Origin of the sequence: Reinekea marina (assembly GCF_030409715.1) — a bacterium.
In the GTDB taxonomy this organism is placed as follows: domain Bacteria; phylum Pseudomonadota; class Gammaproteobacteria; order Pseudomonadales; family Natronospirillaceae; genus Reinekea; species Reinekea marina.
Genome location: NZ_JAUFQI010000001.1, coordinates 1,316,745 through 1,342,552, shown reverse-complemented (window position 1 = coordinate 1,342,552; position 25,808 = coordinate 1,316,745). Strand labels below are relative to the sequence as shown.

General features: G+C 43.5%; 24 protein-coding genes and 1 riboswitch. Of the genes, 11 read left to right on the top strand and 13 right to left on the bottom strand.

The features are described from left to right. Window positions 1-51 precede the first annotated feature (51 nt). Entirely contained in the window at window positions 52-1,290 is a 1,239-nt protein-coding gene (locus tag QWZ13_RS07005) for a phosphopentomutase (RefSeq protein WP_290281127.1), read from the top strand. A gap of 1 nt (window position 1,291) precedes the next feature. Here the strand turns inward: QWZ13_RS07005 and QWZ13_RS07000 are convergent, their stop codons facing one another. After that, window positions 1,292-2,008 carry a 2-phosphosulfolactate phosphatase gene (locus QWZ13_RS07000; protein ID WP_216001165.1) on the bottom strand — a complete coding sequence of 239 codons (717 nt, stop codon included), beginning with the start codon at window positions 2,006-2,008 and terminating at the stop codon, window positions 1,292-1,294. Between the two features lie 90 nt (window positions 2,009-2,098). Between QWZ13_RS07000 and QWZ13_RS06995 the strand changes: the two genes are divergently transcribed. Beyond that, the gene (locus tag QWZ13_RS06995) at window positions 2,099-3,010 is read left to right on the top strand and encodes a DMT family transporter (protein ID WP_290281126.1); all 912 of its coding nucleotides are present in this window, start codon (window positions 2,099-2,101) and stop codon (window positions 3,008-3,010) included. Window positions 3,011-3,043: 33 nt separating this feature from the next. On the opposite strand, the gene QWZ13_RS06990 is transcribed toward QWZ13_RS06995, so the two are convergent. Beyond that, window positions 3,044-5,530 carry a glycogen/starch/alpha-glucan phosphorylase gene (locus QWZ13_RS06990; protein WP_290281125.1) on the bottom strand — a complete coding sequence of 829 codons (2,487 nt, stop codon included), beginning with the start codon at window positions 5,528-5,530 and terminating at the stop codon, window positions 3,044-3,046. A 90-nt stretch (window positions 5,531-5,620) separates the two neighbouring features. Here QWZ13_RS06990 and QWZ13_RS06985 point away from each other — a divergent pair, with 90 nt between their 5' ends. From QWZ13_RS06985 to QWZ13_RS06955, 7 genes are all read left to right on the top strand, one after another. Further along, window positions 5,621-5,743, top strand: a complete 123-nt coding sequence (locus QWZ13_RS06985) for a hypothetical protein (protein ID WP_290281124.1) — start codon at window positions 5,621-5,623, stop codon at window positions 5,741-5,743. Between the two features lie 172 nt (window positions 5,744-5,915). Continuing rightward, complete coding sequence (locus tag QWZ13_RS06980) at window positions 5,916-6,872, top strand: AAA family ATPase (RefSeq protein ID WP_290281123.1); 957 nt, start codon at window positions 5,916-5,918, stop codon at window positions 6,870-6,872. Next, entirely contained in the window at window positions 6,872-7,792 is a 921-nt protein-coding gene (locus tag QWZ13_RS06975) for a DUF58 domain-containing protein (protein WP_290283300.1), read from the top strand. Before QWZ13_RS06980 ends, QWZ13_RS06975 begins: the two co-directional genes overlap by 1 nt. Continuing rightward, the gene (locus QWZ13_RS06970; protein ID WP_290281122.1) at window positions 7,780-8,247 is read left to right on the top strand and encodes a DUF4381 family protein; all 468 of its coding nucleotides are present in this window, start codon (window positions 7,780-7,782) and stop codon (window positions 8,245-8,247) included. The genes QWZ13_RS06975 and QWZ13_RS06970 overlap by 13 nt, the downstream gene beginning before the upstream one ends. Beyond that, window positions 8,223-9,215 carry a vWA domain-containing protein gene (locus QWZ13_RS06965; RefSeq protein ID WP_290281121.1) on the top strand — a complete coding sequence of 331 codons (993 nt, stop codon included), beginning with the start codon at window positions 8,223-8,225 and terminating at the stop codon, window positions 9,213-9,215. The genes QWZ13_RS06970 and QWZ13_RS06965 overlap by 25 nt, the downstream gene beginning before the upstream one ends. Continuing rightward, a complete protein-coding gene (locus tag QWZ13_RS06960; RefSeq protein WP_290281120.1) occupies window positions 9,202-10,911 on the top strand; it encodes a VWA domain-containing protein in 1,710 nt (569 codons plus the stop codon). The genes QWZ13_RS06965 and QWZ13_RS06960 overlap by 14 nt, the downstream gene beginning before the upstream one ends. Then, on the top strand, window positions 10,911-12,497 hold the full coding sequence (locus QWZ13_RS06955; protein ID WP_290281119.1) for a BatD family protein: 1,587 nt from the start codon (window positions 10,911-10,913) through the stop codon (window positions 12,495-12,497). The genes QWZ13_RS06960 and QWZ13_RS06955 overlap by 1 nt, the downstream gene beginning before the upstream one ends. 51 nt (window positions 12,498-12,548) lie before the next feature. Here QWZ13_RS06955 and QWZ13_RS06950 read toward each other — a convergent pair whose 3' ends face one another. The 3 genes from QWZ13_RS06950 to QWZ13_RS06940 form a co-directional block, all read right to left on the bottom strand. Further along, complete coding sequence (locus tag QWZ13_RS06950) at window positions 12,549-12,932, bottom strand: hypothetical protein (protein ID WP_290281118.1); 384 nt, start codon at window positions 12,930-12,932, stop codon at window positions 12,549-12,551. 50 nt (window positions 12,933-12,982) lie between these two features. Then, the gene (locus QWZ13_RS06945; RefSeq protein ID WP_290281117.1) at window positions 12,983-15,211 is read right to left on the bottom strand and encodes a M64 family metallopeptidase; all 2,229 of its coding nucleotides are present in this window, start codon (window positions 15,209-15,211) and stop codon (window positions 12,983-12,985) included. A 78-nt stretch (window positions 15,212-15,289) separates the two neighbouring features. After that, a riboswitch (cyclic di-GMP riboswitch) is annotated at window positions 15,290-15,382 on the bottom strand. A 22-nt stretch (window positions 15,383-15,404) separates the two neighbouring features. Next, entirely contained in the window at window positions 15,405-15,533 is a 129-nt protein-coding gene (locus tag QWZ13_RS06940) for a hypothetical protein (RefSeq protein ID WP_290281116.1), read from the bottom strand. 56 nt (window positions 15,534-15,589) lie between these two features. On the opposite strand from QWZ13_RS06940, the gene QWZ13_RS06935 reads away from it, so the two are divergent. Further along, the gene (locus QWZ13_RS06935) at window positions 15,590-16,483 is read left to right on the top strand and encodes a LysR family transcriptional regulator (RefSeq protein WP_290281115.1); all 894 of its coding nucleotides are present in this window, start codon (window positions 15,590-15,592) and stop codon (window positions 16,481-16,483) included. Here the strand turns inward: QWZ13_RS06935 and QWZ13_RS06930 are convergent, their stop codons facing one another. Genes QWZ13_RS06930 through rlmB form a run of 3 tightly spaced genes read right to left on the bottom strand, consistent with a single transcriptional unit; the run spans window position 16,484 to window position 18,205 of the window. Beyond that, a complete protein-coding gene (locus QWZ13_RS06930) occupies window positions 16,484-16,774 on the bottom strand; it encodes a hypothetical protein (protein ID WP_290281114.1) in 291 nt (96 codons plus the stop codon). It lies immediately after the preceding gene. A 49-nt stretch (window positions 16,775-16,823) separates the two neighbouring features. Next, window positions 16,824-17,387, bottom strand: a complete 564-nt coding sequence (locus tag QWZ13_RS06925) for an HD domain-containing protein (RefSeq protein WP_290281113.1) — start codon at window positions 17,385-17,387, stop codon at window positions 16,824-16,826. 11 nt (window positions 17,388-17,398) lie between these two features. Beyond that, window positions 17,399-18,205: a 23S rRNA (guanosine(2251)-2'-O)-methyltransferase RlmB gene (rlmB, locus tag QWZ13_RS06920; RefSeq protein ID WP_353959010.1), complete on the bottom strand. Its 807-nt coding sequence runs from the start codon at window positions 18,203-18,205 to the stop codon at window positions 17,399-17,401. Window positions 18,206-18,267: 62 nt separating this feature from the next. Here rlmB and QWZ13_RS06915 point away from each other — a divergent pair, with 62 nt between their 5' ends. Next, window positions 18,268-18,501 carry a hypothetical protein gene (locus QWZ13_RS06915; RefSeq protein ID WP_290281112.1) on the top strand — a complete coding sequence of 78 codons (234 nt, stop codon included), beginning with the start codon at window positions 18,268-18,270 and terminating at the stop codon, window positions 18,499-18,501. On the opposite strand, the gene rnr is transcribed toward QWZ13_RS06915, so the two are convergent. The 5 genes from rnr to hflK all read right to left on the bottom strand — a co-directional run bounded on the left by rnr (window position 18,498) and on the right by hflK (window position 25,761). Continuing rightward, the gene (rnr, locus tag QWZ13_RS06910; protein WP_290281111.1) at window positions 18,498-20,909 is read right to left on the bottom strand and encodes a ribonuclease R; all 2,412 of its coding nucleotides are present in this window, start codon (window positions 20,907-20,909) and stop codon (window positions 18,498-18,500) included. The two genes, QWZ13_RS06915 and rnr, sit on opposite strands and share 4 nt — an antisense overlap. 116 nt (window positions 20,910-21,025) lie before the next feature. Beyond that, the gene (locus QWZ13_RS06905) at window positions 21,026-22,318 is read right to left on the bottom strand and encodes an adenylosuccinate synthase (protein ID WP_290281110.1); all 1,293 of its coding nucleotides are present in this window, start codon (window positions 22,316-22,318) and stop codon (window positions 21,026-21,028) included. Between the two features lies 1 nt (window position 22,319). Then, window positions 22,320-23,555 (bottom strand): ATP phosphoribosyltransferase regulatory subunit, encoded by a 1,236-nt coding sequence (locus QWZ13_RS06900; RefSeq protein WP_290281109.1) that lies wholly within the window; start codon window positions 23,553-23,555, stop codon window positions 22,320-22,322. A 68-nt stretch (window positions 23,556-23,623) separates the two neighbouring features. Further along, a complete protein-coding gene (hflC, locus tag QWZ13_RS06895) occupies window positions 23,624-24,553 on the bottom strand; it encodes a protease modulator HflC (RefSeq protein WP_290281108.1) in 930 nt (309 codons plus the stop codon). 11 nt (window positions 24,554-24,564) lie between these two features. After that, entirely contained in the window at window positions 24,565-25,761 is a 1,197-nt protein-coding gene (gene hflK, locus QWZ13_RS06890) for an FtsH protease activity modulator HflK (protein ID WP_290281107.1), read from the bottom strand. Window positions 25,762-25,808 lie beyond the last annotated feature (47 nt).

Below are 25,808 nucleotides of genomic sequence, written 5' to 3'. Positions count from 1 at the left end.
TTTTGGGTAATTGCGCTGTTTCCCTCACAGTCATACGAAAAGGTGAACCACATGAAACGAGCTCACATTTTAGTTTTAGATAGCTTTGGCCTAGGCGAAACCGCTGATGCCGATAAATTTGGTGATGTGGGGGCAAATACCTTTGGCCACATTGCACAAGAGTGCTTTGAAGGTCGAGCTGACATTAACCGACAAGGTCCTATTAAATTACCTAACCTAACCCAGCTTGGATTGGTCAATGCAGCGACTCAGAGCAGTAAAGGCAAGGTACCTGCTGGCTTAGAGCAAACAGACGCACCCATAGCGAGCCATGGTTTTGCTGAAGAGCTTTCCAGCGGTAAAGATACGCCTAGCGGTCACTGGGAAATTGCTGGCGTTCCCGTTTTATTTGAATGGGGCTATTTTTCTGAATTAGAAAACTCATTTCCAGAATCATTGCTTGAAGAATTCATCAAACGTGCAGACGTGCCGGGTATTTTAGGCAATTGCCATGCTTCGGGTACTGAAATCATCCAACGCTTAGGCGAAGAGCACATGGCCACGGGTAAACCGATTGTTTACACCAGCGCCGATAGCGTATTTCAGATCGCGTGCCACGAAGAAAGCTTCGGCCTAGAGCGTTTATATGAGCTGTGCACTATTGCTCGTGAATTGGTCAACGAATACAACATTGGTCGAGTGATCGCGCGCCCGTTCGTTGGTGCCGATTCAGAGAGCTTTGAGCGCACGGGTAATCGTAAAGATCTTGCTGTTCAGCCGCCATCAAAGACCGTGTTGGAAAAGCTTACCGATGCCAACGGCAAAGTAATCTCTATTGGTAAAATATCGGATATTTATGCCCATACCGGCATCAGCGAAGGCCATAAAGCAACAGGTCTTGAAGCTTTATTTGATAAGACTTTAGAGCAAATCAAAGCCGCTGGAGACAACACCCTTGTTTTCACTAACTTTGTAGATTTTGATTCTAGCTACGGACATCGCCGAGATGTGGCTGGCTACGCGGCAGCTCTTGAGTATTTTGATACTCGTATCCCTGAGCTATTAGAAACCGTCGCCGATGATGATTTGGTTATCTTCACCGCGGATCATGGTTGCGACCCAACATGGCCAGGATCAGACCACACCCGTGAGCACATTCCTGTGATTGTTTACTGCAAAAACAGACAAGCCGTGAACTTAGGGTTAAGAAGCTCATTTGCCGATATTGGCCAAACGTTGGCCGATTACTTCGGCTTAGAAGCGATGGACTATGGCACCAGTTTCTTAAATGAAATGGCGCCAAAACAGTAAGTTAAAATTGCACAAAAGCGTTATCAACAAGGCGTGCAGCATAGGCATCGGAGTTTTCTTCACAAGCCAGTTGCACGTCTTCTTTAAAACCTCGATCTATTAACTCCCGCCCCGACACAGATTCAAACATTCTCGCGTCTAACTCACCGGTCACACTTAAGTAGGCCATTTCAGCTACGGCTGCCTCGGGTGATCGCTGACCATCAAGCTCATTGATGATCGCTCCCGCGCCAATGAGGTCTTCCCAAGCTGGTCGCAAAGAATTGTCAGGCCAACGTTCGCCCGCTGGCACAATACCAATACGAGAACCTAGGTGCATGGCCGCCGCCGCCGTTGCTCGAGCATTTCTAAGACTGCCACACAATACGGGGGTCTCATTGGCCATTAAACTCAATGTCGCGCCATTTGGAGAAGGCAAAACCACTTTTTGTTCGGGTTTAATCGACTGGAATGACTTAGGAGATAGACTGAGTTTTCCCTGCTTAACCGCTGTGTCGCGCTTTACCGCACAATCTGCGTTAAGCTGCGCAGCATAAGCACTGGCCTTTTCCGAATCCATTTTTGTCGGATAAACGATTGCACCTTGATTTACAGCGATGCTGATACAAGAAGAAAAAGAAAGAACATCGACAACAATGATCACATCACAAGCATCGTGTAACGATAACATTCCTTGTTCTCCCCATTCACATCGAATATCGAATAGCGCTTGTTTCATGAGTCGTTTATCCTAGTCTTTTTTGTAATGGCTCCAGCATACCAGAGCCCACGTTTTATTGTGAATCGTCAATAGGAAATAAAAGCCCTTATGTCACCAAAGTCATTGAGTTTACTGTTGGTTCTTTCTGCCCTTTGGGGCGCTTCGTTCCTATTTATGCGTGTGGGAGCTCCAGAGTTTGGCCCTGTTAGCCTAATATTTATTCGCATGTCTGTCGGCGTTCTGGCTATTCTGCCTTTTTTCTTCAAAGTTTCTTTGCTAAAAGCCATAATCAAAAACGCCAAAGCACTGCTATTACTGGGTTTGATTAACCATGTAATACCTTTTGTCGCCCTTTCCTATGCAGCACTTTCACTCGAATCTGGCTTTACCTCGCTCATAAATGCCACAACGCCAATTTTCACGGCTTTAGTCGCCGCGCTGTTTTTTGCCACCGCCATTAAACCTAGCCAAATTCTAGGTTTAATTGTAGCCGTTCTGGGTGTTGGCATTTTGTCGTCTGATAAAATGAGCTTTGGCAGCTTAGGCACAGGTTGGGCCATAGCGGCGGGGTTAATGGCGGCACTTTCTTATGGTTTTGCAGGAAACTACACCAAGCATGCGTTAAGCCATCTAAGTGCCATCGAAATAACGGTTGGGAGTATGCTTGCCTCCTCCCTTATCTTATTAGTACCTGGCCTTTATTTCTGGCCAACGACCAACCCAAGTACTCAAGCCTGGGCCAGTGCATTGCTACTAGCCGTCGCTTCGACTGGCGTCGCTTTTATCATTTTCTTTAAGATCATGAAGGAAGCCGGTGCGTTCATTGCTTCAAATGTGACGCTACTCGTGCCTTTGTTTGCTGTGAGCTGGGGGATATTTCTACTCGACGAATCACTCACGTTAAGGCTCATTTTAGGCATGGTAGTAACACTTTCAGGTACGGCCTTGACCTTACAACTATTAAAACTACACAGCCTTAATTCTCGTATTGCTAGCCTGAAAATAAAAAAGGCGCCTTAGCGCCTTTGAGGGTATAGCTTTTAAGAGCAACTACTAAGACTTCGCTTCAACACCTTTTACGTGCCAAATATTTTGCGCGTAATCTTGAATAGAACGATCTGAGTTGAACTTAGCCAAGCTGGCTGTATTTAAAATAGCGGCCTTTGCCCAAGCTTTTTTATCACGATAAAGCGCATCAATTTTTTGGTGAGCTTCACAATAAGATTCAAAATCTGGTAACACCATAAATGGATCACTCTCGACCAAGTTACGTTTCACCTCTGCCAACAACCCAGGTTCACCAGGGGTAAAGAAGTCTCCTTCTAACCAATCCAACACCGCTTTTAGCTCTTCGTTACTACGATAATAATCTGCAGGGTGATACCCTTTATTTTTTAGCGCGACGACATCGTCAACTTCCATTCCAAAAATAACAACATTATCGGAACCAGCTTCTTCAGCAATCTCAATATTTGCGCCGTCCATAGTACCAATGGTAATGGCACCATTTAATGCAAGCTTCATGTTTCCGGTACCTGAAGCTTCTTTACCTGCCAATGATATTTGTTCGGAAACATCAGCCGCTGGAATTAGCTTTTCAGCGAGCGATACACGATAGTTCGGCAAAAATACAACTTTTATCTTGTCATTGATGCGGCGATCATTGTTAATTTTTTCGGCCACTTTATTAATCGCAAAAATAATTTCTTTCGCAATTTTGTAGCCTGGAGCCGCTTTAGCACCGAAGATAAATACTCTTGGATGCATATCGTAATTTGGATCAATCAACACTCGACGATACAACGCCATAATGTGCAATAAATTTAAATGCTGGCGTTTATATTCATGCAAACGCTTAATTTGCACATCAAAGATGGCATCGGCGCTCACATCTACACCGGTCAGTGTTTTTATTTCTTTAACAAAATCAACTTTGTTTTCATGTTTAACGGCCATAAAGCTATCTTGAAATGCTTGATCATCAGCCAAAGGCTTTAAGCCCGTTAGCTTTTCTAAATACCGTGGCCAATCGGTATCGATATGTTGCTCAATTAAAGCAGACAGCCTAGGGTTACAAGCTTTCATCCAGCGTCGAGGAGTAATACCATTGGTGACGTTTACAAACTTATTGGGCCACAGCGCGTCGAATTCAGGAAACAAATCTTTCTTAACTAAATCGGAATGTATCTGGGCTACACCGTTTACAGTGTGGGAGCCAATAACCGACAAATTACCCATGCGAATCATTTGTTCTGCGCCTTCTTCGACAATCGAAAGCTTCCGTTTTATGTCATTGTTGCCTGGCCACATAGTCTCTACTTCTTGAGTCAAGAATCGGCTATTTATTTCCAGAATAATTTCCATATGACGCGGTAATACTTTTTCGATGAGCTTTAAAGACCACTTCTCTAATGCTTCAGGGAGTAAAGTATGGTTCGTATAGGAGAAAGTTTCGCGTGTCATTGCCCAAGCTTCATCCCAGGCAAAATTTTCTTCATCAACGAGCACACGCATCAGTTCAGGAATCGCAATGGCTGGGTGGGTGTCGTTAAGCTGCATCGCATTTAGTTTTGCGAAATTTGCCAAGTCTTCACCGTTTGCCGCTTTATAGCGTCGCATAACATCAGCAATTGATGCCGCACTGAAAAAATACTGTTGAATAAGGCGAAGCTCTTTACCTGCATCCGTTTCATCGTTGGGGTAAAGAACTTTTGATATGGTTTCGGCTTCTACAGATTCTGAGTAGGCATCAACATAACCACCTGAGTTGAATACATCCCAATCAAAAAATTTATCGGCTCTTGATTCCCATAGGCGCAAAACGTTCACATTCTGACCACCATAGCCTACTACTGGAATATCCCATGGAATGGCACGAATAGTGCGCCCAGGATGCCAAACTTTTGAGAGCTTGCCTTGTTCATAAACCGTTTCTACATAGCCATATAATTTGATGACTTGAGCAGACTCTGGGCGACAGATTTCCCAAGGATTACCAAACTCACGCCATTGATCTGGCCGTTCAACTTGGCGACCTTTATGGAACTCTTGGCGAAATAGTCCATGCTCATAATGGATGCCATAACCTACAGCCGGAATGCTAAGCGTAGCCATTGAATCAATAAAACAAGCCGCCAAACGACCTAAGCCACCGTTGCCCAGCGCCATATCAGGCTCTTCTTCGAGGACATCGGCAATTTCAAGCCCCAGGCTCTTCAGTGCTTCTTCCGCCACTGAGTATAAACCCAAGTTTTGTAAGTTATTCGACATTAGGCGACCCATAAGAAACTCGAGCGATAAATAATGTACAGCTCTAGCACCGACATTGGCATGGGTCTTACGTGTGCGGCTAACGCCTTCAAATACAAATTCATTGATCGCTGCTGCGAGAGCCTTATTCCAAGCTTGCTTTGAGGCTTTCTCTTCATAAGTACCTAAAGTGGTACGTAAATGCTTAACGACTGACGTTTTAAACTGTTCAGCGGTCAGAGCAGGCGTTGGCGCTACAGACTTTTTACTTGGCATTGTAGGATCATCCATCTACTTGTGAATCGGTTAAAATCTCGCGATTTTTATTATGGTTTGAATTTTGATCAACGCATAATACTCAGTCATTGATAAAGTTGAAGTTTGAATATAGCAGAACCCTGCCCTTGCCTTAGCTCCACCCTATTAAGGTTGACCCTAGTAGTTAACTATTCCTCATCTGTCTTAGCCTTGGCTCTAGTTTCGCGGCATGAAAACAGTGTATGAGGGTTAAATTCTCTACCGCGCCGCGTGTATAAGTGAATTTTACTCAGCTATGAAAAAGTTTAAAAAAATTGCTAAATTTTTTGAAATTAACCGGTAAACATCCTTGAAAAGTGAGCTATAGGCTCATAATTTAGCGTCATTACACTTTTTTGAATCATAAAGAACCTTAACTATGGATGCTCAACACGCTATTAATCAATTAAGACACTCTCTCGATGGCCGTATTATCGGGCAAGATGAGCTAATAGAGTCTTTGTTGCTCAGTCTACTTGCTGATGGACATTTGCTAGTTGAAGGTGCTCCGGGCTTGGCAAAAACCACCGCAGTTAAAGCCCTAGCCGATTCAATTCACGGCGAATTTCAACGTATTCAATTTACGCCAGACTTAATGCCAGCCGATGTTACGGGCTCCGAAGTTTATCGAGTTGAAGAGCATCTGTTTGAATTTCAGAAGGGTCCTATTTTCGCTAACCTAGTATTGGCCGATGAAATCAACCGTGCCCCAGCGAAAGTTCAATCGGCACTTCTAGAAGCCATGTCTGAAAAACAGGTTTCTGTGAACGGCACCACGCACGTCCTGCCGAATCCATTTCTTGTCATGGCAACGCAAAACCCAGTCGAAAACGAAGGCACTTATCCGCTGCCCGAAGCCCAGCTTGATCGTTTCATTATGAAGGTCAACCTTGATTACCCAAGCATCGAGGATGAACAGAAAATATTAAAACTGGCGCGTGCGGAACAAGCTCACCAACTGCCTGAACTGACCTCCTTGAATTTACAGTTGCTACTCGATGCAAGAGAAGCGTTAAATAACATTCACGTCAGTGACGCTGTTGAACACTATATACTCAGGTTGATACAGGCGACTCGACAACCAGAATTATTCAACCCTGAATTAAACGATGCCATTGACTACGGAGCATCACCGCGTGCCACTATCGCTATTGAAAGGTTGGCTCGAGCATTAGCATGGCTAGAGCAATCCGACTTTGTCACGCCAGATCATGTTCAGCGTGTCGCCATACGCGTATTAGCTCATCGCATAGTGGTTTCGTTAAATGCGCAAGCGAAAGGCCATACTGCGCCATCAATAATACGTTTATTACTAGATTCGGTAGCCGTAATCTAATGAATGCTTCCGCTGCTATTGAACCCTTTGCCATAAAAGGCGCTGATGTCGATGTGGCTTCTTTGTTGCAACTTCAATTATTGGCTCACGATACGGCACGCCTGTTCAATGACCGTACCCGCTCTCGAAAAGCGGGAGACCAACGTTCAAAGTTTCGAGGCCAAGGTCGAGAGTTTATAGAAATGAAACATTATCAAATGGGCGATGATGTTAGGCGCATAGATTGGAAGCTAACCGCACGCAAGCAACAACCCTTCGTTCGAGTCATGGAAGAAGATAGACATGCCGAACAAGCCATTTGGTTAAACTTATCGAGCAGCTGCTTCTTTGGCACGCAACGCTGCTTAAAATCCGTAATGCTGGTGCATTGGGCGGCATTTTTAGTTTGGCGCTTTTTACACCTAAAGCACCCTCTTCGAATTATTATTCAAGTTGGAAATACATCGAAAGAATTGACCGTATCGAATAAAGCGCAAGCTGCGTTCGCTTGCCAAACCTTAATAGAGTGTCACGACCTGTTAGCCAGCCAATTCAAAATTTTCGACTCAGCACCCTCTTTTAACTGGCCAACTCACTGGCACAGCCGCCCGAACCTTTGGGTACTTTCAGACTTTTTACAAGATGACTTAGATGAGCTTCAAATGTCTATACCCTATGAGCGCGTCAATCGAGTTAATTTGTTGCAAGTGACCGATCAGTTTGACTTACAGTACCCGAAAGCTGGTCAGCTAGCAGTCTCTCACAACAATAAAACCACTTTTATAAATGCTAGCAATCAACAGGCACGTTCACAGCACGAACAACAGGCGTTAGAGCTTCAAAATAAACTAAGCGAAATCGCGGTTGGGTTTAATGGACAGTTTATTCATTCGATCAGCCAACAGTTTCAATGGCAGGATGTAAGCCAATGGTCCATTTAACGATTATGAATTCAGCGACACAAGTACCACCAGAGCTGTTAGCTCAACTGGTTCCAAATGACCCGGTCAGCGCCGCACCTTGGTGGCCACTTGCGATAGGCTATTGGTTGTTACTGTTGTTACTTTGTATCGTACTAACCATTATTGCGAGAGTTTGGTTTAAAAAAGCGAAATATCGAAGCTATTTAAAACACCTGAATAAAACAAAAACCGCCCCAAAAGATCAACAACTTAGCCAAGTACATTTATTACTACGAAAAGTCTTACAAGATAATGCTGCAGCCGACGCCAGTGTCAGCAATCAAATTTTTGCTAATAAAATTAAAAGCACGTTGGATCTCGATACAGTACCTAATTGGGTGAATGCTCACTACGCTCAAAACCCAAACGTAACGGTAGATTGGATACAGGTTAAGCAATTGATTAAACAATGGTCACAGGAGCAGCGTGTATGACTTTTGCATGGCCATGGCTTCTTATGTTTTTGCTGGTACCGTTAGCCGCGTTTAAAGTTAACGTTCAACCAAAACGAAGCTCCGAGGCTATTGCGCACCCTTATTTAGCCAGTCTTGGGGAGGTATCATCTCAAACCCAACAATACCCATATCTAAATTGGCGAAATGCAGCCGCCATTCTAGCCTGGAGTTTGTTAGTGCTGGCACTGGCAAGGCCACAATGGATAGGAGAGCCCATTGCACAGCCGCTCGTGGGGCGCAGCATTATGCTAACGGTTGATATTTCCGGCAGTATGGGAGAGCGCGATATGGTTTGGAATGGCCAACGAATTGCGCGATATCAAGCCGTTCAATCGGTTGTTGGCAATTTCGCTGCCAACAGAAAAGGTGACTTTTTAGGACTGGTCGTTTTCGGATCGTTTGCCGATATTCAAGCGCCTCTAACGCCCGATGTGAAAGCTGTAGAAAGCATATTAAGCGACCTGCTACCTGGAATGGCGGGTGAAAGTACAGCCATAGGGGATGGCTTGGCGCTCGCGGTTCAGCGCTTACGCGAAATTGATACTGACGATAAAGTTATTGTTTTGCTTACCGACGGAGAAAATAAGGCCGGCAGCGTTTCTCCCCAAGACGCCGCCAATATTGCAAAACAAAGCAATATTCGCGTTCATACAATAGGCTTTGGACGGCAAGGGTCTGCATTCTTTGGGGACCCAGTCGATACAAGAACCCTAACCGCTATCGCTCAAACGACCCAAGGCCAATTCTTTAGAGCAACCAATAGCGCAGAACTTAAAGCAATCTTTGAAACCATTGATGCATTGGAGCCTTCTGAATCAGAGGGTATTGAACAACGCACCATAATGGAGCTTTATTACTGGCCTTTGCTATTTTCTGTCATTTTAATTCTAATACTTAGTTTAACCGCTTTAAATGTACGGAGGACCCATCAATATGACCTTCGTTAGACCTGAATGGTTATGGCTACTGGTCTTACTACTTCCTGCGACTTGGTATTGGTTTCGGAATAATCAGCCTAAGTCGAGCTGGAGCGACATCATCTCACCAGAACTTTTTACAGCCATTGCAGGTGACCAGATTCAAAGAAGCAAAAGGCATAATGGTTTTTTACCCATTTTGTTGGCACTTTCTATATTTGCACTCGCCGGACCTGCCATTAAAAATGGTGATGTTAAGGTGTCGAGTTTAGGAAACTTAGTTGTCATCTTAGATAATAGTTTATCGATGGCAGGTACCGATATCACACCCGATAGGCTAACACGTGCAAAACGAATGCTGCTGGATTGGACACAGAGCGGACTTTTCCATCAAACCGCCGTTATATTGTATTCTGGCTCAGCACATTGGCTAACACCTTTTACCCAAGATTCTAAAACGCTAGAAGTTCAATTATCGCCTGTTACTCCATTTATGATGCCTTCACTGGGAAACAGACCCGAGCTGGCATTTAAAGCATTAGAGTCTCGCTTAGCGTCACTGCCAAGCCAACCACTCACCTTACTTTGGTTAACGGACGACATTCAAGAGCATCACATAAAAAAAATAACCAATTCATTGCCTGAAACTTCTAATAAGTTTCTAACCGTAGTCGGAACAGAACAAGGCAGTGCGATACCCTTGCCCAACGACAACGGTTTTTTAACTGATGGCGATAACATGGTGATAGCGAAAGCAAATTCGAATGAAATAGCGACGCGTGGTCTAGAACTTGGGTTTCGAACTATTACTCTAGGGCAAGATCCAGCCATCGATTTACTACAAAGCAAGTACGACCAACAAAGCGATATCTCCAATGAGCAAGAAGTGGGTTATTGGCTGATTATTCCCATCATGATTTTGTTCGCACTAATGCTGCGTGCCTTCCCTAATTTCGCTTCGGCTATGGGTGTTTTATTTTTCATCGCCATACCATCAAACAGTGAAGCGTTTGAATTCGAAAATTTATTTTTAAATAAAGATCAACAAGCAATTAAGTATTTACAGGCTGAGCAATTCGACAACGCACTCAACATTGCTACTTCCCCAGAAATAAAAGGGCAAGCGGCATTTGAACTGAATGATTACGAACAGGCCGTAACTGCATTCGAATCTATTCCTACGGCTTCTGGCTACTTTAACTTGGGCAATAGTTTAGCCCACCTAGGAAAACTTGAAGAAGCTATTTCAGCCTATGAGAACGCTTTAACTATAGAAAATCACACCGGTGCTCTTAAAAATAAAAAGACCATTGAAGAATTTATAGCCCAGCAGAACGCCGAACAAGAAAATACTGAGCAATCGACGAATGACGATAAGCCTAAAGACCCATCTGAAAATCAACAGGATAGCGCAAAGTCTGGTGAAAACGCTCAGCCATCAGAAAATAGCAATCGAGTCGAACCTTCCGAATCGAATACCGACGAAGCTGAAGAAGAATCTCGCGAAGATGCAAGCGAAGGCTCAGAACCATCAAATAACCCTCCAAAAAACGCCACTGAAGGTCTCGATTCAGAATCGCCAAAAAGTGCAGAAGAGCTGAGAGCGCAGCAACAAATTGATGCAATACTCAACCAATTAGAAACTACACCTGGGTATGTGACACAGCAGAAATTCAAATATCAATATCAACAAAACCCAACCTCCGATGAAGGAACGCTTTGGTAATGGTTAGAATAATATTTTTTATAATTGCGACTTTCACGCTGGCTGCCGTTGTTAGTGCTGATGTCACTGTTACAGCTGATCGCTTAGACATATATGAAGATGAAAGTTTTTTACTTACGGTCAGCGTATCGCCATCAGCAAATTTAAACCGTGCCGATGTTAATGCACTAGAAAGCATTTTTACTATTGTCTCTAGAGGTCAATCCACTCAATCCACTTCTGTAAATGGACAGCGAACTTCGGTTACCGAATACCAATTTCGTTTAGCTCCCAAAGAAAAGGGGCTATTAGGCATACCTGTATTTACAGTCAATGGCGAACAAAGCGACACATTTTTTATCAATGTCAAAGACGCAAAAACTCGCTCAAACACACTTGAAGACGACGCCATTATTTATGATGTTTCAGTCAGCGATACATCCCCCTATATAGATCAAACACTCTATTTAACTATAGAAGTGGCCTATCGCGTAGCATTAAACGGTCAGTTTACTAAGCTTAGTTTTCCAAATTTTGAGACCGGGGAGCAGCAAGAACAACAACGCGTTGAAACCCGTGAAGGGAAAAGCTATAACGTTTATACTTTAACTATTCCGCTCACTCCTAGAAGCGCAGGGGCGTTTAGTTTGCCCGAAATTGAATTTAATGGTCAGTACCAAGTATCCAGTACTCGACCCGCAAAAAGGATTTCGCTGTCCGCCAAACCTGAAAAAATCACTGTTAAGCCTATACCCTCAACTTACCCTGCTGGAGCCTACTGGTTACCAGTTTCAAGCCTAACCATATCAGATAATTTAGACAACGATATTACTCTGGAAGCCGACGAACACTTAAACTGGAGTATCACTCAAAATGTCACTGGAATCAGCGCTAATCTATTGCCAGACCCACTGACTTCAATCAAGCAACAGCCTAATATTCAACTGTATCGAGATAACCCTATATTTAAAGATGCTGACAATAATTCTGGGTTTAGAAAAGACATAGCAGCCTTGTCATTTAAAAATCAAACAAAAGACAACATTACTTTACCTGAAGTGCGCGTTCCTTGGTGGAATATCAATTCCGACCAACTAGAGTATGCGACACTGCCTTCACGAACTATCATTCTAGAACCTAACCAACCTACATTCTCGCAGGGGTCTACTAATCAAAGCATTTTAGCGAATAGCAATAATTCGACTATTGGCAATGTAAATACCTTATGGATTTGGTTATCGGTTATAACAAGTAAATTGTTACTGATGAGTATAGCCCTTAACATTTGGTTATTAAAACGAGATTCGCCCAAGCCAAGTACAGAATCAACAAAAACTCGATACCCATCGATACAGAATGTAGAAGAAGCTTATTCCGAACTATTAAAATTGTTGCGCCACCACAACGCTACGGCAGAAGATTTAAAAAGGCGTTTAACCCCTAAGGCAAGAAATTCGCTTCAGAATATGGAGCTCAATTATTTTGGATCAACAAACCAGAGTAACTGCTCACTTGTAGAGGCTAAAGCAGTACTAGCTGAAGCGGTACGACATATAACTTCTGATCCTCAAGGAAAAGAAAATCTGATTTCAGTCCACCCATCTTAACATTTAATGCCGCCTTCAATTGAAGTAGAAAGCGGCTTTAAAAAAATAAAATTAAAATGAATCTAGCGAAAGTACTAGCGATTGAAATAATGAATCGCTCTCTGGGTTAATGTGACCACGAAACACTTTTACAACTTCGATTTGCTCTGCATTTTTCATTTTTAATATGTAACTTTCGGGTGGATAAAAGTCCAACTTTTTATTATCAGAGAGCAGGGCATGCAACGACCATTTATCTTCAAGAACATACTCTGAAACCTTACCGCCAGTGTTATTAAAGGCCACTGCACGTAAAAAATAGCCTGCACTCAAGTTTTGTTGGTGAGCGATATGCCTTGGTGTAGTCCAAGCGTCGACCATATGCATATTATTCGGATCTGCACTGATTTGGACCATAAGTGTATCAGCTGAAATTGATGCGCTAGTTGCTATCAATACTACTAATCCAAAAAAAATGTTAATTATCTTCTTCATCACTCTTTCCTCTACTGAGCCTCTGCAAGCCATTGAATTTCTGTGTTCGCTACCTTTTCAGTATCTTTCAAAATACCACCAGAAACATCGGTAATCACAGCCAGTACTTCATAAGATCCTACTTTTTTGGTTGGTATTTGAAACGTTCGTTTAGAGCCACTATTTATTAATACACCATCTAAATACCAGTCTATTCGTTGAGTACTTTCCGTGAACACCGAAGATATGGCGTAAGTAGCTAACGTATTTTTATCATGATAATAGGGAGTACTGTTGTTGGGTCGAATAGAACTAATCGCACCCGCTGTGCTATAGACTCTAAGCGCCCAGGCTTCTGCGTTTACAGAATGAAAGGGTTGACTACCGCCTCCATTCATTTGTGAGTTCAATGTCGGCCGCCATACACCTTCTTTTCTATAGTTACCGCCTTCAAATAAACCTACTTTACCTGCCGATTCACTTAGATGACGAGTTGCGTTAATCCAATGTTTCCACTTCACTGTATCTGGATCGTTATTAATGGTGACGTTTGCATTGACAGGCTCCGTTGTTCTTGGTTTAGAAGTCCCACCGTATTCATCCGCTAATTGTCCAAAGGAGTGTGCTATTTCATGAATGCTTACGCCAGCACTCGTAGGGGTTGCCGTCGATGTTGCCACGCCGCCCCCGACCCCACCGTACCGTGTGCTATTTACTAAAACTATAATTGCATCGTATTGCGGAAAGTTCTGTGCCGCGACATTTTTAGCAATGGTGCCATTGGCAGCGACTATACGAGTTAAGCTTCCGCAGCCCTTGCAAGATTCAAAGTAGGTATCCTTTTCTACAATAGGGTCAACACTATGGTCTGTTAGACCTGATTCGTTAGAAATTACCCCTACGGCATGAATATTCCAAGCGGAATCGTGCAGCGCGATTTCGTTAAAGCCTAAGAATGTTTTTTTAAAGTTAAGCGCAGTTTGCTTAAACTTGTCCATTTCCTCTGCACTAAAACCATCGCCGAGTACAACTAAGTCAACACCTTTACCATCGTGCCGCCCCGAAAGAGTTACCGGTCCTAGTCCGCTCCAACTCTCTGGTGATTCTTGGATTGGGTATTCATCGGTACATACTTTGACACCTACTCTTGGCAGCCCTACTTCAGCAAGTGGTGTAACGCAGACTTGAATTAATTGCCCTAAATCTGCAGAAGTTGGTGTATATCTGTCTTGATTATATTCAACACCATTCACTAACCAAGTTATTTGACTAGTGGATTCTGGAGAAAAATCACGATCGTTATAATAGTATGAGACTTGCAATGCTTGCCCTATTTCAGGAACTGATGAGATTGTTACGTCGCTAGCAGTAGGCGCATAACCTTGCGGTCCAATACCCCTTGCGATTTCTTCAGCGTTGCTCATACCATCTAAATCAGCATCTTGATTAGCACCATCGACAGAGGAGAGCGGGTTAAGCCCCCAGTTACTTTCCTCTCCATCGAGCAAACCATCATTGTCGGAATCCTGATTGTTTATATCAGTGCCCAACACTAACTCACGTGCATCCACTAATCCGTCGTTATCAGAATCCAATAAATCACACTTTGCCACCACCTCTACTTTAAATAGCTCTATTTTACTACCAACAAACTTTATCGTTTCAGACGGTCCATCTAACCTTGAAATGCTATACCAAATCGTCGCAGCGGAATCGATGTCCGTTGCATCCTGCTCAGGTTCGATTATGAAATTATCTTCCGCTCTCATTAATTTATAGTATCTATTGCCCCACCAATCTCCTCGACGATAAGTGATACCGAGTTTGTATTCTGGACAAAATAAATGGGTTAGTTTGAAATCAAGGCTTACATTGTAGTAAACAGAGGAAGTACTCTCACGATACTTGGGTTCAATACCTCCTAAAGCCGTTATTGCTAACTTACTGTTCATGTGTTGTTTTACAGAAACTTGTTCTAGCAACTCGAGCGTCAAAGGCGAATCTTCAGACTCAATTTCAGTAAAATCTTCAACTAAACTATATTCAGTAGATAGCATTACAGATTTCATTGGCCGCTGTTGTAAAAATGACTCAACTGAAACATCATCCTGATTTTGTTGGTTTTCAGTCGTCTCATCAGACGGAGTAGTTTGATTATTGCTGTGTTCGTTAAGTTGCCAGTTTTTTGGGTCGCTACAGCCTGTTACTGAGAATATAAAAGCAATCAAGAAAGGCTTGAGAACCTTGGTTGATATATACATTGCCACCTCTAATTAAAATTTTGAGAGAAAGGCAATCAATTCCGTCGCTCGAACTTTGATTCTTCGCTAGCGATTAAATGCGGTAGCCCCGCTACCGTACAGTTTTTTGCAACTGCTTAGGTCGGATGCTTTGCGCGTCAAAACTTTCGTCTTGATTTGCCTTTCTCAAATTGGATGAAGATCAGAACTCGAACTAAATCTGATCAATATTCCACCAAATTATCTTCGAGGAAGTATAATAAGTCCAATGCATTAATATTATAATTTCAATGCAAATTAGGTATAGGTTAAACAATTGGGCTAATCTGAATAGAGCAACCATGCGACTTTTTAGTAAAACAGAGACACCTAACGATGTTTAAATAGCGGAGCGACACATTGATCAACTCTAAAAAACTACTGCACTTTATTGAAGTTGCACATTCGAAAAGCTTTAATGAGGCTGCGCTAAGCCTTCACATATCACAACCCGCTTTATCGCGCAGCATTCAAAGCCTAGAACATGAATTAGGGTTAATTTTGTTTGATCGATGCCGTCGAGCATTAGAATTAACCAGTCATGGAGTGCATTTACTTAAATATGCTCAAACCGTTCAACAAAATATAGAGAATTTTGAAATAGCTACAGGGCGCTTATCTAACTTACAAGCGGGCTACTTACGTGTAGGTACAGGACCATTACCAGCAGACCATGTTGGTGCGGTGGCCTGTGCAAAATTTTTAAAAGATTTCCCTCATATTGAATTAACCCTAAGTGTCGATGACCCAGAAAAGCTGATCGAAAAACTCTCTATTGGCGATTTAGATGTTCTGATTACTGATCCTATGGCCATTAGTGGCGATCACGACCTAGTCAAAGAACCGTTAACTAAATTTCCAGCTATTGCGATTGCAAGAAAAGGTCATCCGCTCGAAAACAAAGAAAAATTGGATGCAAAGGATTTAATCAATTACCCACTGGGTAGTATTAGTAAAGTGGCCACCCAAGTGTTCATGCAGAGGCTAGGATTAACATCCAATAATGTAGCCAAGTACTTCAATTATCACTGCAATAGCGCTCAATTGCTGATCACTACCATCAAGAATAGTGATTTAATTGGTGTTTTATTAAGTAGTAATGTCCAGGAAGAGTTGAATAGAGGTGAGCTGTGTATTTTGGATGTTCCTCAAATAAACCATCAACTTCACAGTGATTACTCCGTAATCACCTATCGACCAAGGCTGAATTCATTAGCCGCCGATGCATTTATAAAGATTTGCAAGCAATTATAATTAAGCCGTACCCACATCACGACCAAACAGGACACCAAAAATAACATGCGCTGCTAACAGCCCTAAGAACACCCACTTCATCGATAGAAATGGTTTCCAAACACAAACAATGGCGACAATATGAGCCAACAGCAACCCTATCCAGCTAGCAGAACCAATGACACCAAGAATTGCCCCGTGGCTGGCTTTAAAATTGGTTATTCCAAAACCCCATGGCAACAAAGTCCAAGCAACTAACCACATGAGTACCATCGTCAAAATAATATTTAATAAAATTCCTGTCCAAGACATATGAAGACCTTTGTTCAAAAATACTTGCAGTTTATAACTTTTAGCTCTCTTACCCTAACCAACCGGCTTCAACAGCCTTGTCAATTTGTGCCAACATCCACTTATGAATATCTGGTGCTAAATCAGCGATAAATTCATTGTGTTTGAGTACCATGTTTTTCGTCACACCTTGCTCTTGCCAGGTTAGTCCGCGACTTTGAATATTCAGAATAAATGGAAGTAGTTTATCGAATACTTTAAGCCAACGACTCTCTTCGGTTTGCCCATCTTCATACTCTTGCCATAAAGCTTTTGCATCTGTGCCTATGCCCGGAAAGTGAGATTCAAACTCCGACATATACTGCAGCTCTTTCTCATACTGAGCATCGGTCACAAAGTAGGCGCTTACATCGCCTGCCCCAATTTCACAAATATCATGGCACAACGCCATACGGATAATTCTATTTATATCCACCGTATTAGGCAGAAACTTAGCGAAGCCCATAATAGTGAGCGCTAAGTGCCAGCTATGCTCAGCTGAATTTTCCCTTCTAGAGGTATTCGAAATATAAGATTTTCGATAAACCGATTTTAGTTTATCTAGCTCTAATGCCAGTTCTGCAATTTGTTCCACTGGTTTCCTTCCTAAGCCAATCGGCGCTGTCGTCCGATTTCAAATAAGGAAACTCCGGCGGCAACTGAAACATTTAAGCTGCTGACAGTGCCCGCCATAGGGAGATTGACTAAACCATCACACAAGTCTCGGGTTAACCGTCGCATACCTTTACCTTCAGCGCCCATTACCAAGGCAACTGGACCTGTAAGCTTAGTTTGATAGATTGATCCTGTTGCTTCGCCAGCCGTACCATAAACCCATATACCTCGTGCTTTTAGCTGCTCGATGGTGCGAGCTAAATTGGTTACTGCGAAGAATGGGACCGTGTCTGCGGCGCCACTGGCAATATTTACTGCGGTGGGCGTTAAAGTGGCTGATTTATCTTTAGGAACGATAAGTCCATGTGCGCCCGCGGCATCACAGGTTCGCAAACAAGCGCCAATGTTATGTGGGTCGGTTACACCATCGAGAATAAGCAATAATGCATCTTCTTCTAGGTTATCGAGCATGGCTTCAAGATCGTTTTCTTTTAAAACCGGTGCCGCTAATGTTTGTACTAATACACCTTGATGCCGAGCTTCTCTAAGTTCATTTTTTTGAATAATTCGGTCAAAGTCTTCTTTGCTGGCTAACCTGAACTTTACACCCTGCTCTTTGCAGGCGTCTAATATTTTTCCGACTCGAGCGTCTTGCCGACCCTTGAGTAAAACAACCTCTTTAATTCGATCAGGGTTTTGCTCTAACGCGCTGTGTGCGGCGTGTAATCCAAACACCCACATAGATTGAGACATGACAGACTCCAATTCACTGCTAAACTTATAAATGAGTACAACCATCACCGCCGGAGCTTGTCATGCTTGCACGTAAATTTCGTCGTATTTCGCTGGATGCGAATATTTTGGTCATTAATAACCAAGGTAAAGAAGCCATGTGTCGTTGCTTGGAGTTTTCGAATGATGGCATCGATTTAGAGCCGATCCAACTTAACTTGACCCACATGAATGACTTATTTCATGCAGGGCAAATTGTTGATCTGCAGATCCAAGACGTTACCGATGCTCCTGTGATTAAAGCCGCCATCATTAGAGCATCGATTAACTTTGCTAGTTTGCGTTTTATTCCGCAAGTTTAGCGCTTCTTTTTACCCGCCTTTTTAACTTTTGGCTTTTTCGGCTTTTTGCTTTTTGCCGAATTCACTTTTGGTTTGTTGGTAGATGATTTTTTTCCTGCACTGGATTTTCCAGCTTTAGCGCCAGGCTTTGATTGTTTGCTTCTGTTTTTCCGATTACTGGTATGAGCTTCGGCATCGGCAAGTTCAAAATCTATTTTACGGTCATCTAAATCTACTCGAGCAACTCTAATCTTTATTCGGTCGCCTAAAGCGTATACGGTTCGCGTGCGCTCCCCGACTAAGCGATGAGTTGCAGCTTGGTATTGATAGTAATCACTGCGTAAGCTGGAAATATGAACTAAGCCATCCACAAATACATCGTCTAATTGAACAAAGAGCCCGAAGTTTGCTACAGAAGAAATGGCACCTTCAAATTCGTCTCCTATGTGATCACTCATGTATTCACATTTGAGCCAAGCTATAACATCCCACGTGGCCTCGTCTGCGCGGCGCTCAGTCATCGAGCAATGTTCGCCCAACTCAAACATATCTTTAACATCGTAAGGATAAATATGTTTGGCGGGAATATTTTTAACGCCAGAGACTCGTTGCACGAGGTCTGTTTTTCTTTCGCTTCGAATTACAGAGCGAATGGCACGGTGCACGAGTAAATCAGGATAACGACGGATAGGAGAAGTAAAGTGGGCGTATTTTTCAAACGCCAGGCCGAAATGGCCAAGGTTATCGGGCTGGTATACAGCCTGAGCCATAGACCGCAGCATAACCGTTTGCAACAATAAGAAATCGTCTCGACTTTTTATTTGTTCCAGTAGACGTTGGTAATCTTTTGCATGAGGCTTTAAACCACCGCCCACTTCTAGCCCTTGTTCTCCCATGTATTGGCGCAAGTTTTCCAAGCGCTCAAAACTCGGCGTATCATGTACTCGATACAAACAAGGAATTTCTAGAGTTTCTAAAAAGGTCGCGGCCGATACATTCGCCGCCAACATACACTCTTCAATAAGTTTGTGCGCTTCATTTCGCTCAGTCGCAACAATGCGATCAATTTTGCGATCATCATTAAAGATAATTCGAGGCTCTTTGGTCTCAAACTCAATGCTGCCACGATCGGCACGTGCCAATTTAAACTTTTGATACAAAGCATAGATAGCATCAATATTATTTAAAACCGAGGAACCGTGCGCTCGCTCAAATTCAGTCCGTACAGCGCCCTCTTTGTCTTCAATAACCTCACTCACCTGCGTATAAGTTAAACGAGCATGCGAATGTATAACACCTTCCATGAACTGGAAGTTTTCAACCACGCCTTGCCCATTCACAAGCATTTTGCAGACTAGTGATAGTCGATCGGTTTTGGGCATCAACGAACAAAGCCCATTAGACAAAACCTCGGGTAACATTGGAATAACACGCTCTGGGAAATAAACCGAAGTACCTCGACTGCGTGCTTCATGGTCTAGAGGTGTATGAACGCCGACATAGTGGGAGACATCGGCAATAGCAACATAAAGGTAGGCTTTTCCTTTGCCGGCATCTTCGGCATAGACGGCATCATCAAAATCTCGAGCGTCTTCGCCATCAATAGTGACAAAGGCTTTTTGTCGTAAGTCTACTCGTCCTGCTTTGTCCTTTTCTTCTACTTGATCCGTAAAATCTACTATTTGCTCTTCGACTTCATATGACCATTCGTGTGGAATGTCATAGGTTTGCATTGCGATATCTATTTCCATGCCTGGCGCCATATGCTCGCCCAACACTTTTGATACTCGCCCTATCGGTTGCTTACGAAACTGAGGCTGTTCAATTATGTCAACAACGACAATATCACCGTCGTTGGCTTCTATAGAATCTTTTTGAGGTATGAGAATATCTTGAGAAATTCGCCGATTCTCTGGACGAACTACGCCAAAACCGCCTTCCCAGTGAAAACGCCCTACAAGCTCTTGAGTGTTCCGCTCTAGCACTTCTGTAATTGTGCCTTCGGTACGACCGCGATGGTCTTTTCGGCCTTTTCGAGCTAAAACGATATCCCCATCAAAGCAGCAACGCATTTGCCGATGATTCAAGACAAGGTCATCACCGCCAGAATCGGGCTTCAAAAAACCAAACCCATCAGCATGGCCAATCACCTTGCCACGCACTAAATCCATTTTATCGATGAGCCCAAACGCACCACGACGTGAACATAATAATTGTCCATCGCGAACCATCGCTATTAAACGGCGGCGAAGCGCTTCTATATCATCGTCTGTTGTAAGCTTTAGTTCTTCACATAATTCGGCATGTGAGGCTGGACCATTACGTTTTTCAAGGTGCGTGGTAATGAACTCACGACTAGGAATGGGATTTTGATACTTCTCTGCTTCCCTTTTTAGATGAGGGTCAGCACTAGGTTGTGGTTTTTTCACGGGATCCTTCGTTTGTTATTATCATTATGCCACTGAGTATAGCGGGTGATTCATAATAACTGTAGTTTTCTGATAGGGAATTTGCCCCAGTAAGATATTACTGGGGCGATCACTCATTACATTTCGAAGGAGTGCTTTAGGACAATGGTTTCAACGCGATCTGGACCGGTTGAAACGATATCGATGCGAGCACCGATTGCTTTTTCAATGTACTCGATATAAGCACGCGCATTTTCAGGTAGATCTGCCAGAGATTTAGCACCAAACGTCGTGTCTTTCCAGCCAGGCAACTCTTCGTAAACAGGCTTCACGCTTTCGAAAGCTTCCGCGGATTCAGGCCATTCAACCTTGTTCCCTTCTGCATCTTCGTAGCCAACACAAACCTTAACTACGTCTAAGCCATCTAAAACGTCCAGTTTGGTTAAACAGATTGCATTGATAGAGTTGATACGGATGCTGTGCTTAACTAGTACGGCATCAAACCAACCACATCGACGTGCTCGACCGGTTGTTGTGCCAACTTCGCCACCCTTTTCGGCTAAATAGGCGCCAGTGTCATCGAACAATTCTGTAGGGAATGGTCCCGCACCCACACGAGTCGTGTACGCCTTGGTAATTCCCATAATTTGATCTAAATACAACGGGCCCACACCAGAACCTGTCGCAACTCCACCAGCGGTGGTATTAGAAGAGGTTACAAATGGGTAGGTACCGTGATCGATATCTAGTAGAGAGCCTTGTGCGCCCTCAAACATAATATTGCCAGATGCTTCACGAATCGCGTGAACTTCGGCCACCGAATTCACGGTTATGTCTTTAATGGATTCTGCTTCGGCGATCACTTCGGCTATGCATGCGTCAACGTCTACCGTAGGCGCATTGTAGTAGTTTTCAAGGATGAAATTGTGGTATTCCAGTACTTCGGTGACTTTTTCTTTAAAGCCAGGTGAGAAAACATCGCCTAACCGAACGCCACGACGGCTTACTTTATCTTCGTACGCAGGACCAATACCTCGACCGGTTGTGCCGATTTTATTTTCGCCACGCTTGGCTTCACGCGCTTGGTCTAAAGCCACGTGGATAGGTAAAATTAGCGGGCAACCATTAGATACTCTTAAACGTTCACGAACAGGAACGCCTTTCGCTTCTAACATAGCCATTTCTTTAAGCAGAGCCGTAATGGATAGTACAACGCCATTACCAATGATGCATTTAACTCCATCTCGTAAGACACCTGAAGGAATCAAGTGCAGAGCGGTTTTCACTCCATCAATTACAAGAGTGTGGCCGGCATTGTGGCCACCTTGAAAGCGCACGACGGCATCAGCGTTTTCAGTGAGTAGATCAACAATTTTGCCTTTACCTTCATCACCCCATTGGGTGCCCAATACAACGACGTTTTTACCCATCTTAGTTATGCCTGTTTTGAGAAATCAATTGAACTGTCCATTGGCCATCAACTTCAACCAATGCCCGATCACAACCAAGCTCTTCTATCTGAGCTTGCTCTGGTAATTGTTGAATCACGCGTTCCCCTTGCGATCGCAATTTTGCGATGGCTTTAAAGAGTTCGGCGCTGGATCCAACGGGGGCGAGAATGGCTTTCTGTTCTGACCAATCCGACCCAGTGAGTTGTGCTAATACTTTTAAATCGCTTGAAAAACCCGTCGCTGGACGCGAGCGACCAAAAACGCTTCCGGTGGCATCGTATCGACCACCACGAGCAATGGCTTGACCGAACCCAGAAACAAAGGCCGAAAAGACCAAGCCTGTATGATAGTTATAGTCTCTAAGTTCTGCTAAATCGGCGTGTACATTTACTTGCGGGAACCGCTCATTTAGCGCATTAGCAACGGTCACAAGTGAATCGAAGGCTTCGCTTAACTGTTTAGGCGCTTTTTCAAAAAGCGCTTTCCAGCTAGATAATTGAGTGACACTGCCGGCCATTTTCGGTAATTGAATAAACCAATTTCGTTGGTATTCCGGTAACGAAGCGTTATTTAGCCATTGGTTTAGCTCAGGAACTGCACGTGAACGCAGTAACGAGAATAATTCATTCTTTTCATCGCTTGAAAGCGAAGTTTCCTCTACTAGGGCTTGGTAAATACCTACATGCCCTAAATCGAGCGTAATGTCTTTTAACCCGGCTTTATCGAGCGAGGTCAGCATTAAGGATGCAATTTCTATTTCGCTGTCTAAACCGGCGTATCCATATAGCTCAGCACCCACCTGCATTGGGCTTCGGCTAGAAAGTAAGTGAATAGGCTTAGTGTGTAACACCTCACCACAATAGCAGTAACGCGCCACACCTTCTTTGGGCATTGAGTGCGCATCCATCCGCGCTACTTGTTGTGTTCTGTCGGTGCTGATACCCATTAGGCGGCCACTTAACTGATCGGTAATTTTAAAGGTCAGTAAGTCGAGGTCGTGTCCGACACCGGTTAACAAAGATTCTAAGTATTCTGCAAGAGGAGGTTGTAGGAGTTCATAGCCCCAAACTCTGTATTCATCGAGTAGGGTTCTTCGTAAAGCCTCTATTCTAGCGGCTTCTGGGGGCAATATCTCTTCTATACCGTCTGGTAGCAACCAGCGTTCGGCGATGGTCATGCTTAGCAATGTCCCATTGTTAATAAAATTAAGGCACAAAAAAACCGGGCGACTAACCCGGTTGCAAGATTATACACGTGGTTGCTTACGAAACCAGCGAATTTTACTTAGTTTCCGTTTTGATTATTCAAGTAACGGAAGAAGTCGCTTTCTGGCTCTAACACTAAGATGTCTTGACCACCGTTAAAGGAATTACGGTAAGCTCTTAGGCTTCGATAAAACGCATAAAACTCTTCATCTTGATTGTACGCTTCAGCATATATCGCTGCAGCCTCTGCATCACCAGAGCCTTTAATTTGCTCAGACTCACGGAAAGCATTCGCTAACTCAATGGTACGAGTTTGGTCCGCATTGGCCTGAATAATTTCAGCCTGACGCTGACCTTCAGAACGGAACTTACGTGCTTCTTGTTCACGATCAGAACGCATACGGCGGAATACATCAGACGATACTTCTTGAGGTAGATCAATCGCCTTCACTCGAATATCGATCACTTCAATGCCCAATTCGGTTTTGGCCACATCGTTAACCTTTTTAAGCACGTTCGCCATTAAGATATCACGCTGACCATAGTCTGAATCGATGTTGTTGGCATCGGGCAATTTTTCATCATTTCTCAAGCCTGTTACCACTTCACGTAACGACTTATCACCGAAAGCATCACGTAAGGCGGCGTTCACACGAGACCCTAATACTTGATTTGCTCTGAAATAGTCACCGCCACTGTTGGCCGTATAAAACATAGAAGTATCGTTAATGCGCCATTGCACATAAGAATCCACCTCTAGGCTTTTCTGCTCACTGGTAATGAATCGCTCAGATTGAGAATCTAACGTAATCAATCGAATATCAAAACGCTTAATTTCATCAATTAATGGCATTTTGAAATGCAAACCAGGCTGTATTCCTGATTCCACAACTTCACTGAATCGTAGTCGAATCGCACTTTCACGCTCATCGACGATATATAAACTGCTTAAGCCAGCTAAAATAACCAAGGCTAAAACAATGATTGCTAATGAACTTTTACCATTCATGTTCTGTCTCCTTATTGGTTATTTCGGCGATTAATTTCGCGCAAAATTTGATCCGTTAAATTACTTACATCAGACTGGCTCATGTTGTTCAAACTGCTCGATGCGCCACCTGTTAAGCTGCTGGCAGCAGAGCCAGTTTGACCTTTCAACAGTTGATCCAACGGCAAATACATCATGTTATTCCCACCTTCTACATCAACTAGCACTTTGCTGCTGGTTGAATAAATACTTTCAATGGTGTCTAAGTACAGACGCTGACGAGTAATTTCAGGTGCTTTACTGTATTCGGTATAAAGTGCCGAGAAACGGTTAGCTTCACCTTTTGCACGAGCAACGACTTCTTGACGATAGGCTTCTGCTTCAGCGATTTGACGAGCCGCCTGACCTTGTGCAACTGGGATAATGCCGTTGGCATAGGCTTGTGCTTCGTTGACTAAACGCTGCTGATCTTCTCGTGCTTTGATGACGTCATCGAACGCATCTTGAACCGCACTTGGAGGCGATGCATCGGTAATTTTAAGCTGCGCTAATGTAACACCGACATCATAGCCATCTAAGTAATTCTGTAGACGCTCTTTAACAAGTGCCTGAACTTGGTCACGACCCGTTGTCAAAATCTGCTCTAAACGAGCAGAACCCACAACGTGACGCAGGGCAGATTCTGCCGCGTGTGCCATGGTTGATTCAGGATCACGTACGTTCAATGCAAATTTCTTTGCATCGGCGGCCAAGTATTCCACTGTCATAGAAACGGTTACGATGTTTTCATCGGCCGTTAACATTGAGTTTTGCAAACTGTGCTCACGAATTTGAGTCACGTTTACTTTGCCAGCGATTTGATCCACATAAGGAATCTTAAATTGAAGACCTGGCGTTTCTACTCGCGAAAACTCACCCAAACGCAATACAACCGCACGCTCAGATTCATCTACGGTATAAACCGAGTTGAAACCCGTGAAAACCAACAAAGCAATCACAACCACAGCGATCAACGGTCCAACACCACCGCCATTACTGTTATCGTTTCCGCTACCATTACCCTTATTGTTGCCACCACCAAACCAACTGTTTAGCTTTTTACTTAAGTCTTTGATGATATCGTCTAGTTCAGGCGGCCCATCGTTTTTTTTGTTCCGATCGCGGTTGCCCCAAGGGTCCTGATCGTTATTGCCACCTGGTGGTTCGTTCCACGCCATGGTTAACTCCATTAGTTAATAGTAAGTTTTATAGTATACGTCTGCCCTTATGACTTAGA